The 9,126-nt window shown below is 61.4% G+C and carries 7 protein-coding genes, 1 tRNA gene and 1 pseudogene; 1 reads left to right on the top strand and 8 read right to left on the bottom strand.

The genetic code is table 11. The features are described from left to right. The 6 genes and pseudogenes from VEJ16_11360 to VEJ16_11385 all read right to left on the bottom strand — a co-directional run. Positions 1 to 250, bottom strand: a 250-nt coding sequence (locus VEJ16_11360; protein ID HYB10261.1) for an SAM-dependent methyltransferase, incomplete at its 3' end; no start/stop codon positions are given. Positions 251 to 664: 414 nt separating this feature from the next. Further along, positions 665 to 1,294 (bottom strand): NADPH-dependent F420 reductase, encoded by a 630-nt coding sequence (locus VEJ16_11365; protein HYB10262.1) that lies wholly within the window; start codon positions 1,292 to 1,294, stop codon positions 665 to 667. Between the two features lie 43 nt (positions 1,295 to 1,337). After that, complete coding sequence (locus VEJ16_11370; GenBank protein ID HYB10263.1) at positions 1,338 to 2,837, bottom strand: aldehyde dehydrogenase family protein; 1,500 nt, start codon at positions 2,835 to 2,837, stop codon at positions 1,338 to 1,340. A gap of 37 nt (positions 2,838 to 2,874) precedes the next feature. Continuing rightward, positions 2,875 to 3,504, bottom strand: coding sequence for a CDGSH iron-sulfur domain-containing protein (locus VEJ16_11375; protein ID HYB10264.1), 630 nt, complete (start codon positions 3,502 to 3,504; stop codon positions 2,875 to 2,877). 72 nt (positions 3,505 to 3,576) lie between these two features. Next, positions 3,577 to 4,419 (bottom strand): annotated as a pseudogene (locus VEJ16_11380) (Dyp-type peroxidase). Positions 4,420 to 4,526: 107 nt separating this feature from the next. After that, complete coding sequence (locus VEJ16_11385) at positions 4,527 to 6,047, bottom strand: UbiD family decarboxylase (GenBank protein ID HYB10265.1); 1,521 nt, start codon at positions 6,045 to 6,047, stop codon at positions 4,527 to 4,529. A gap of 501 nt (positions 6,048 to 6,548) precedes the next feature. Between VEJ16_11385 and VEJ16_11390 the strand changes: the two genes are divergently transcribed. Next, a tRNA-Pro gene (locus VEJ16_11390) sits at positions 6,549 to 6,625 on the top strand. Positions 6,626 to 6,799: 174 nt separating this feature from the next. Here the strand turns inward: VEJ16_11390 and VEJ16_11395 are convergent. After that, positions 6,800 to 7,420, bottom strand: coding sequence for a glutathione S-transferase N-terminal domain-containing protein (locus VEJ16_11395; GenBank protein HYB10266.1), 621 nt, complete (start codon positions 7,418 to 7,420; stop codon positions 6,800 to 6,802). Continuing rightward, positions 7,417 to 9,126, bottom strand: a 1,710-nt coding sequence (locus VEJ16_11400; protein HYB10267.1) for a cyclic nucleotide-binding domain-containing protein, incomplete at its 5' end; no start/stop codon positions are given. The genes VEJ16_11400 and VEJ16_11395, both read right to left, overlap by 4 nt.

Genomic DNA, 9,126 nt, shown 5'->3' on the forward strand with positions numbered 1-9,126 from the left:
GCGGCAAGGCACGGGCGACGCAGATCGAGCTGTAACCTGTGAAGGTGCCGACTTCGATCGCCTTGACAGCGCCGATAAGCTTTACGATGAGGGACATGAACTGGCCCTGATCGGGCCCGATCTGCATTATGCCAAGCGGAAGCTTCCGCGTTTCTGTGCGCAATCGCGCCAGAACCTTGTCCTCGCGCAGCGAGACATCGAGGAGATAGTCGTAGAGTTTGTCCGTAAGCTTGAGCGAGCGATTGGCCACGTGGATCCCTCCTTGTGACATGCGAAAGCGGTCGTTGCGTTGCGGGCCATTTTGTCGCACCCGCTTCGCCAGCGAAAGAGCGCCTTCGGTGTCGCGATGATGCGCCCAAAGAAAGAGACGCCTGAAGTGGCAATCCTCAGGCGTCCCAAGAGGGCCTTGCTTCGGGGGGCAAGGGCCTATGGCAAAATTTCCCGACAAACCAATCGCTGGCGCCGGCAAGTGCCGCTGTCGTCGACGACGTCGACACAAATGTCAGCGCCAAACTGCAAGCACCACGTCGCGGCGATATCGTGTGATATGCGTGCATCTTAGCGAACGAATGTGACAATTGGGCGATTGTTCGGTGCGCCACGCGGGCCACAGCGGACTCGGGTCGCTCGAGTGGCGCTCGACTTCGTCGCCCTTTTCCCCTGTCTATCGCCGCAACAGACCGAACGCGAAGCGGCGGCCCATCTTGCGGCGCGCCATGAGATGGATCCAGAGCATGGCGTAGGGCTCGATCAGACGCGCGATGGCGAGTTCGCCCGCATCGACCGCTTCGAACCCAAGCGACGAGACCAGGTCGAGCACGATTTTTTTGCCCTCGGGTTCGTCGCCGGCAATGAACATCACGGGCTTGCCGGCAGTGAAACTGGCGTCGGCCATGACCTCGAATCCGACCTGATTCATCGCTTTGTAGACCCGAGCTCCCGGGGCGAGCTTCGCTACCTGTTCCGCACCGGAGCTGTCGAATCCGACGGCGAGCGATCCCTTGGGGCTGATCGGATTGGTGACATCGATCAGCACCTTCCCCGCGAGATTGCCCGCAGAGGCAATCGCGGCGGCGTTTGCGTCATAGGGTGTCGCCAGCACAACGACCTCAGCGTCCTTGGCCGCGTCGGCGACGCTCATTAAACGAGCGTCGCCTTTGATTGCGCCGACCGTAGCCTTGGCCGACGCGTCCGTTTGGTCTCTTGCGCCAAATCGAATGGCGTGGCCGAGCTCGGCCCAGCGCCGTCCCAAGGTCGCTCCGACCGAGCCCGTGCCGATCACGGCTATTTTCATTTGTTGCTCCTTTTACTAACGCATGCCGATTCCTAATGCCCGCTCAGGCGAGATTGGCCCAAATGGTCTTATACTGCGTATAGCTCTCGAGCGCCTCGGCACCTTGCTCACGGCCGAAGCCGGACATTTTGAATCCGCCGAACGGGGCATTGGCGTGATACTTGTGCCAGGTGTTGAGCCAAACGGTGCCGGCTTTGATACGGTCGGCGAGCCTGAGGGCCCGCTTCATATCGCCGGTCTGGATGCCGGAGGCAAGACCATAGGGCGTGTCGTTCGCCACGCGGACGGCCTCTTCCTCGGTATCGAACGGAATGACGGGCACGACCGGCCCGAAGATCTCCTCGCGGCTGATGGTATCCGTGTTCTTGGCGTCCGCGAAAACAGTCGCCTCGACGAAGAGGCCCTTGCCGTTGATCTTGCGGGTACCGCCGCCCGCCACAAGGCGCGCCTTGCTCGCTTTTCCGGCCTCGACATAGCGCAATACCTTGTCGTACTCGGCCTTCGACGCAAGCGGGCCGATCTGTGTCCGCGGGTCGAGTGGATCGCCTAATACCGCTTCCTTCGCCATCTTGGCGAAGCGCTCGACGAATTGATCGTAGATCGGGCGCTCCACCAGAATGCGCGACCCCGCGACGCACACCTCGCCCTTATTCCAGAACACGCCCCAGAACGCCGCCTGCAAGGCGTAGTCAAGGTTGGCGTCGGCGAAAACGATATTCGGGCTCTTACCGCCAAGCTCCATGGTGAGATGCTTGAGCGTTGCAGCACCCGTGCGCATGATTCCCTGGCCGACAGGTGTAGAGCCGGTGAAGGCGATCTTGTCGACCTTGGGATTCTGCACCAGCGCGTCGCCGATCGACCCGCCGGGTCCTGTAATCAGATTGTAGACGCCGTTTGGCAGGCCGGCATCGAGCAAGAGCTGGCCGAGGGCGAGTGCGGTAAGCGGCGTATCGGAGGCGGGCTTGTGTACGAACGTGTTGCCGGCAGCGAGTGCCGGCGCCAACTTCGAGCAGGACAGGACGAGGGGGAAGTTGAACGGCGTGATTGCCGCCACGACGCCAAGAGGCTCGCGCCGGGTGAGAATTCGCACGTCCGGCTCGTCCGTCGTGCGATAACCGCCGCCGAGGCCCGACATCGCCTGGCCGCCATAAAAGCGGAACAGGCTCGAGACGATCGGCAGGATCATTTCGCGGAAATCGCGATAGGGCATGCCCATGTCCATCGCTTCGCGGATCGCGAAGTCATCGGCGCGCTCATCCAGGAGATCGGCGATGCGGAACATTATCTTGGCGCGCTCGTGATGGGACATGCGCGACCAAGGCCCGTCCTCGAAGGCGCGCGATGCCGCATCGACCGCGAGGGCGGCGTCCGAAGGGGAAGCCTTCGCCACTTCGGTGATGACCTCTTCGGTCGTCGGATCGCTTGTGGTCATCGTGGCACCGTTCTGCGCATCGCGCCAACGGCCGTCGATCAAAAGTTGTCCGCGTGCGATTTTCTTGCGCTTCGGTAATTGAACGGTCGGTTGCTTCACGTCGTCAGGCATCGAATCACCTCCAGGTCAAGGTCGTCTCGAAACGAAATCATTCGGCGTGGAATCCGGCACCCGCGTGGGAGCCGTCGCAGAACGGCTTGTGATGCGACTGGCCGCATCGGCAAAGTGCGGCTTCCATGCCGCGGAATATCGTGTGGCCGGTGCCGCCGACGATCTCGTGGGGACCGTGCAAGAGGAGCGGTCCATCGGGGACCGGGTCGACCGAAAGCGGCCCGTTTCGCTTGACAAGTTGTGCGTCGGTCCCGCTCGCTTCCGGCTCTCCGGTCGCGTGGAACCCGATCCGGTGATGGCTTCCGTCGCAGTAGGGCTTGGCGGCGGAAGCCCCGCAGCGGCACAAGGTCGCGCGCAACGCCGCCACGCTACCGATCGTCGCTTCGGCACGGAACGCGAGCGGGCCATTCTCAAGCACACGGACTACATTGACTTGGGGTGGGGCTTCCGGTGCTGCGCTATCGTGGCGCTCGTAACGGATGGCACCTGAAGGGCAAGCCTGGGCCAACGCAGCAATCTCGGCCCCGCTCGCGCGCTCCGGATGAAGCCACGCACCTTCGACGTTGGGCACAAAGACGTCGGGACGGCTCAGCACGCAATTGCGGGAGTGAATACAGCGGCGCGTGTCGAAGAGGATGCTTGCGTCGGGTCCGTCGGCGCGTTCCACAAAGGGCGTGGCTGCGGCCAATGAGGCGCTTGTCGAGAATTGAAGATCGAGCCGTCCGTCGCGAAGCGGAGGACAGAAATAGAATCCACCGGTCTCGGCCTGAGTATGGCCCAGGATGGCGTCGCGCACGCCATCGGCCGCACCGGTCATGCGGTCAAGCATCCGTTCGGCGAGGTCGAGGTTGCGCATAAAAGCGATGAACTGCAACCCGTGGCGGCGCGCATTGCCCCATGGCATCGAGCGGCGCAGCATGAATCCGTCGGGGCCGAAGCTTTCCTGCTCGGTACGGCGCACGTGTGCCGTTTCCCCGACTTCCGCGAGTTCGGCGTCGGTTTCGGCATCGCGTCCGACGATATGGTTCCGCTCCGCGGTATCGCGGCGCAGGAGACGGCGGTGGAAATAGACGTATCGCTGAACGAGCGCGAAGCTTCCGCCCGCCCGCTGTCCACCGGCAATCAGTGCGGCATTCGCGGCCGCAGCGCCGACAGGATTGGCAAGGCCGTCTCGGAAGCCCGCCAAGTCGCGACCGTTCCGATAGCGAAAGAGAGCGGTCGCGCTCACGAGGGCGAATTCAGGCGTCAATCGATCGGTCAACGATTGCGCAGCGTCGAAAACCTCCGACGCGTCGTCGCGGGTGAGAAAGGCCCAAAGTGCAAACTGCGTTTCCGGCATGCCGGCCTCGCCTTGGCGGCGTACGAAGGAGCGAAGCCCCTCGATCGTAATCCCGAGTGCTGCCGTAAGCGGCGCGCCGATTCCGATCACCGCACCTTGGGGATCGATTCCAGTGAGCCGGGTCAGAGCATCTTGCGCGTTGCCGACCAGACGCCATTCGAGATTTTGGCCGAACGCGCCGGCCTCGTTCAGAATGCCGGATTGCGGCCCGCCCTTCGGAATGTCACGCTCCGCCACGGCCATTCACCCGTGCGACCGCGTCGTCACCGTGGAACCCGGCCGCGTGCCGCGCAACGGAACGAAACGACTCATCAGCACCTTCCTCGTTGTCGTTTTTCCTTGCGCCGCACTCAATGATCCGGGAAGCCGTCGGCCGTCCAATTCGCCAACACACGCTCCTGCAGTTCGCGCGAGTAGTTGTGCGCGAAAGAGCAGCGGACTGGCATCCGGTCGCCCCATTCGTCCGGGGGGAGGCAGTTGTAGACAACCTTCGTCGTGCGCCCGCCTTGCTTTTCGCTCGACTCGAGAAACGCCACGAGCGGACTGGTGGCCTCCTTGTCGAAGGCGATTTCACCATGGACGGGGTGGCAGCGTGTTGCGAATGCCCAGACGAGCTCGGCGGTGTTCGTGGGATCGATATCGTCGTTCAGCACCAGGATCTTCGGAATGACGGCGCCATATTTTGATTTTTCGAACACGAGCGTGCCGATCTCGCGGCAGAGCCGCTCCGCGTCGTAGCCGAGATTTCGCCGGCAATCCGCCGGCACGGTCACGGCGAGCCAGTGTTGAGCACTTTCAAGCGGCACCCAGGCCATGGTGGCGGGAATCCCGGCGGCGCGAATCTCCGCAAGCAATTCGGCGGCACTCGGAATGCCTTGGGCAGTGTGGTCCTCCTCAATCGGCTCGCCGGCGGCGACGACCGGCAGGATCGGGTCGTTGCGATGCGTGATCGCCGTCACGTGATAGACGGGTTTCGGGCTGCCTCCGCCGGGCCAGAGATAACCCGCATACTCGCCCATCGGGCCTTCCATTGCAGTTTCGGTGTCGGAAAGGTGGCCTTCGATGACGATCTCGGCTGTTGCAGGAACCTCGAGATCGACGGTTTCGCAGCGCACCACCTCGACCGGCTTGCCGAAATAGGCGCCCATGTAGTCGACCTCGCTCACATGCGCGGGGATTGGCATACTCGAGACGAACGGCGCGAAGGGCGGGCCGCCCTGGAACATCGCGAAGGGCATGGGCTTGCCCAGCGCCTTCCACATGCCGTGGATTTGGCCGAGATGCTGCAAGGGATGAACGATGCCCGTCATCCGGCGGCCATCGAGCAACATCACCCGCGCAATGCCCCAGTTGGTCCAAGTTCCGTCCGGCGTGCGCGCGACCACTGTTCCCCACGTGTTGATGTACCGGCCGCCATCGCCGTCATGGATGAGCGGGACGGGCAGGCGCATAAGGTTTGCTGCCTCCCCGGTCAGGACATTCTCCTTGCACGGGCCGGTCGGGATTCGGCGCGGCTTGATGCCAGGGCGCTGGCGCGCTTCGACCAGCGCCTCGACAATGTCGCGCCCACTCGCACCTGCATCGAGGCCGAGAGAAAGCGCTATCCGTGCAAAATAACGGTCCCTCCGGCGGCTGACACCGGCGGGTGCGCCCAAGACACGGAAGCCTCGCTCGATGCCCTTAATGCGCTGAAAAAGTGCGGCGGGTGCCCCGGTCTCGTAGCAGCGCCGAATGATGGCGCCAATCTCGAGGTTCCAGTCGACCTCGCGCTCGACTCGAACCAACTCGCCAATGCGCGCAAGCTCATCCAGATAGTCGCGCAGGCTCGTAAGGAAACGCGGTCTGGCACCACGCGAATTCTCAGACCCCAACTACGTACCCTCCCTTCACGGCCGCACCGCTTCCCAACCACGCGATACCCGCACGCAGGGGGGTCCACCACGCCGGAGCGACGATGGTTACGGGCACGGCTTTGTTGAATGAACGAGCCCGTTCAGAAGGCCACGGGGTTTGGCCACGGATTCGTATGACGCCCGGCCGTGCTGGCGGTTGCGGCGCTCGGCATCCTTCGGTCCAATCATCGTCCCCTGCCAGATGCCCAGGCACGCCCCGCAGAAACGGAATGCGCTTACATCACAACGTCTAAGCACAAGTTACGCCTGCGGATTTAGCGGCTAATTTAGAATATTGCGAATCACCATTCCTGAACCCGCTTTCAACTTTTAGTGAGTCCTAATGTCGGGCAGGAGTCGGCGGCGCGAAAAAGGGCGTCGGGCGGGACTGCATGAGGCGAAAGTTTCGGCGCAGATGTTCCGATGTTTGCCACTTGCCGGGTGGCATCAAGGTCTGTAGACACACAAGAGTCCCTGGTCCGGGGCGTAGCTCAGCCTGGTAGAGCGCCTGCTTTGGGAGCAGGAAGCCGGCGGTTCAAATCCGTCCGCCCCGACCAATAGATTTTATTAGATAATTCCCAATAATCGTCGACCTATCCACAATCGTATCCACGAAATGCATCAAAAAATCGGGCGGTGAGCGACCGAGATCGCAATTTCGTGTGGTGATGCTGTCCGATACGCTGATCTCAGCCGAGGTGTTCCGCGTTCGGGCGGCCGTCACGCGGACGCTAAGGCCGGGGGATCTTCATGCCGCGTTGTACCGCGGGGCGGCTCGAGACAGTCGCGAACCATCGTTTAACATTTGGATATTCTGAAAGTTCGATGCCTTGCCACTCGTGGCGAGCAATCCAGGGATAACTTGCGATGTCCGCGATTGAATAGGCGCCAGCGAGGTACTCCACCTCGCCAAGTCGCCGCTCGATGACGCCATAAAGGCGTGCGGCCTCCTTCTCGTAACGCGTAACCGCGTAGGGAATTGGCTCAGGTGCGAAGCGGCGGAAATGGTGGGCCTGCCCAAACATTGGACCGAGTCCGCTTACTTGGAACATCAGCCACGCGATTGTCGTCATGCGTTCCGCATGGGTGCTTGGCAGCAACATTCCCGCCTTTTCGGCAAGATAAATAAGGATAGCACCCGACTCGAAGACGACGAGGTCGCGCCCGTCAGGGCCCTCATGGTCGACAATCGTGGGGATCTTGCCATTCGGGTTGAGCGCCAGATATTCAGGCGCAAATTGGTCGCCATTCGCAATGTCCACTTTGAACACCGTATATGGCAGACCCGCCTCCTCGAGCATGATTGAAATTTTACGGCCGTTCGGCGTCGGCCACGTATAAAGATCAATCATCTAGATTTTCCCTCAGCGGGTCTTCCGCCTTCGAGGCGTTGCTCCGCGGCAATATGAATCTCACGTCGTAGATCCGCATTGGCTCGCATGAGCCGATTGAAATCGCGATAGGCTAGTCGGAGTAGTTGACAATACCCGATGGCAACGACATTTGCGTTTCGTGGCTGTTGATTGAGGAGCGCCAATTCGCCAAAGAAGTCACCCGTTCCGAGACGAACGGGATCGGGGGTGATTTGAACTTCTACCGCCCCGGATGAAATAAAGTACATGCTGTCGCCTCGGTCACCTTTGTGGACGATCATTTCTCCCGGCACTGCAAGGCGTGGGCGAAGTAATCTGCTTATCTTCCTGCGTGCTTTGGCCTCAACCGTGCTAAACATGGAAACGCGTGCAATGAGGTCAGCGCGTCTCAGGCCGAGATCGAGTTTCGGCCGCCGCTCTGCGAGGCGACGTCGGGACCGCAAATTGCGGCTCAAATCGTTAAATACCTCTGGTGTGATCACGGACTCGTCGCGAAGCCTCTGGTATTGCCCTTCCTCGAGGCCAATCGCTCTGAGGGCGAGAAATTGCGCCTGCAGCGCACGAGCGTAGGCGGGGTATTGAAGCACGACCGCTTCGATGGCCCTCCCGACATCATCGAAACGGATCGCCAACTCACCGTCCAATGTCTTCCTTGGGCCATCGCCAAAGAGTGGGCGAAGCTGAGACGCATTGAACTGGCGCAACTCTTGGATGACGACGCGCGCGGTAAGGTGCGCTTCGAACCGATCGGCGATCTCGCTTGCAAGTGGACGTGCGATGCCGAGGCGGCGCTGGACCTCAAGTAAGAGGCGGATTCGCGGAGAAAACGCCGTCAATTGTTTTGCCGCCTTACGGTATTCCGCAATTCCGCCCGGTTTGACGGCGTCTCGAAGAATGGTGACGTGCGCTACCAGTCGCGACAGCGCTCGGCGCGACATGGTGCGCGCCTCGAAGTGCTGCAAATACAGCTCCCGTTCTCGCCCGATGAGAATTTGGACGCTTGCGCGCAGACGCGGCTCGGCGGGAAGCTGTGCGTCCTCCTCCGCTATCTGCGCCGCGACGTCCTCATAGCGGCTGTAGGGTTGGAGAGCCTCGTCTATCGCCGCACTAACGACACCATGCTCACGCGCAATTTTTCCGACTTCGCCGCCGATTGTCGAGAGGTAAAGACCGGTCACGCGGTCACGTAGCGCAAGGTCGGCTGGCGATAGTCGATCGAGGCGAAGGAGGCGCATCAGCGGGCGCACTGTGGGAGCGCCGACGAAGAGGGTAAACAGGATAAAACCGCTCGCGAGGACACCGACGAATTGGCGCGTTTCCGGTGGGAGTGCCGCATTCTGCGTGGCTGCCAAGGCAAGTGCGAGCGAAACCGCGCCGCGCATACCGCCCCACAAGATGACGAGCTTGTGGTCTTTACCCACGTGTTCAGCGACGCGAAGAAAGCTTAACGCTGGAAGGAGGCCGTAAAGTGTAACCGCGCGTGCCGCAAATGCCGCAACGATCAGCAGCGCAAGTTCACCCATCTGATAAAGACTGGCGCCGGCCAGCATGTCCGGCACCATCATTGCTGCAAGCAGGAAAATCAGCGAAGTTGCCCAGAAGCTGATCTGCTCCCAGGTTCGAATCAGGACTTTCCAGCTTGAAGGTGAAAGCCGGCGCTGTCCATCGTAATTGACGACAAGACC

The organism is Alphaproteobacteria bacterium (assembly GCA_035625915.1).
In the GTDB taxonomy this organism is placed as follows: domain Bacteria; phylum Pseudomonadota; class Alphaproteobacteria; order JACZXZ01; family JACZXZ01; genus DATDHA01.

Coding starts and splice junctions, on each gene's coding strand:
- VEJ16_11365 (HYB10262.1), bottom strand. CDS start 1,294: ATGAAAATAGCCGTGATCGGCACGGGCTCGGTCGGAGCGACCTTGGGA.
- VEJ16_11395 (HYB10266.1), bottom strand. CDS start 7,420: ATGATTGATCTTTATACGTGGCCGACGCCGAACGGCCGTAAAATTTCA.
- VEJ16_11370 (HYB10263.1), bottom strand. CDS start 2,837: ATGCCTGACGACGTGAAGCAACCGACCGTTCAATTACCGAAGCGCAAG.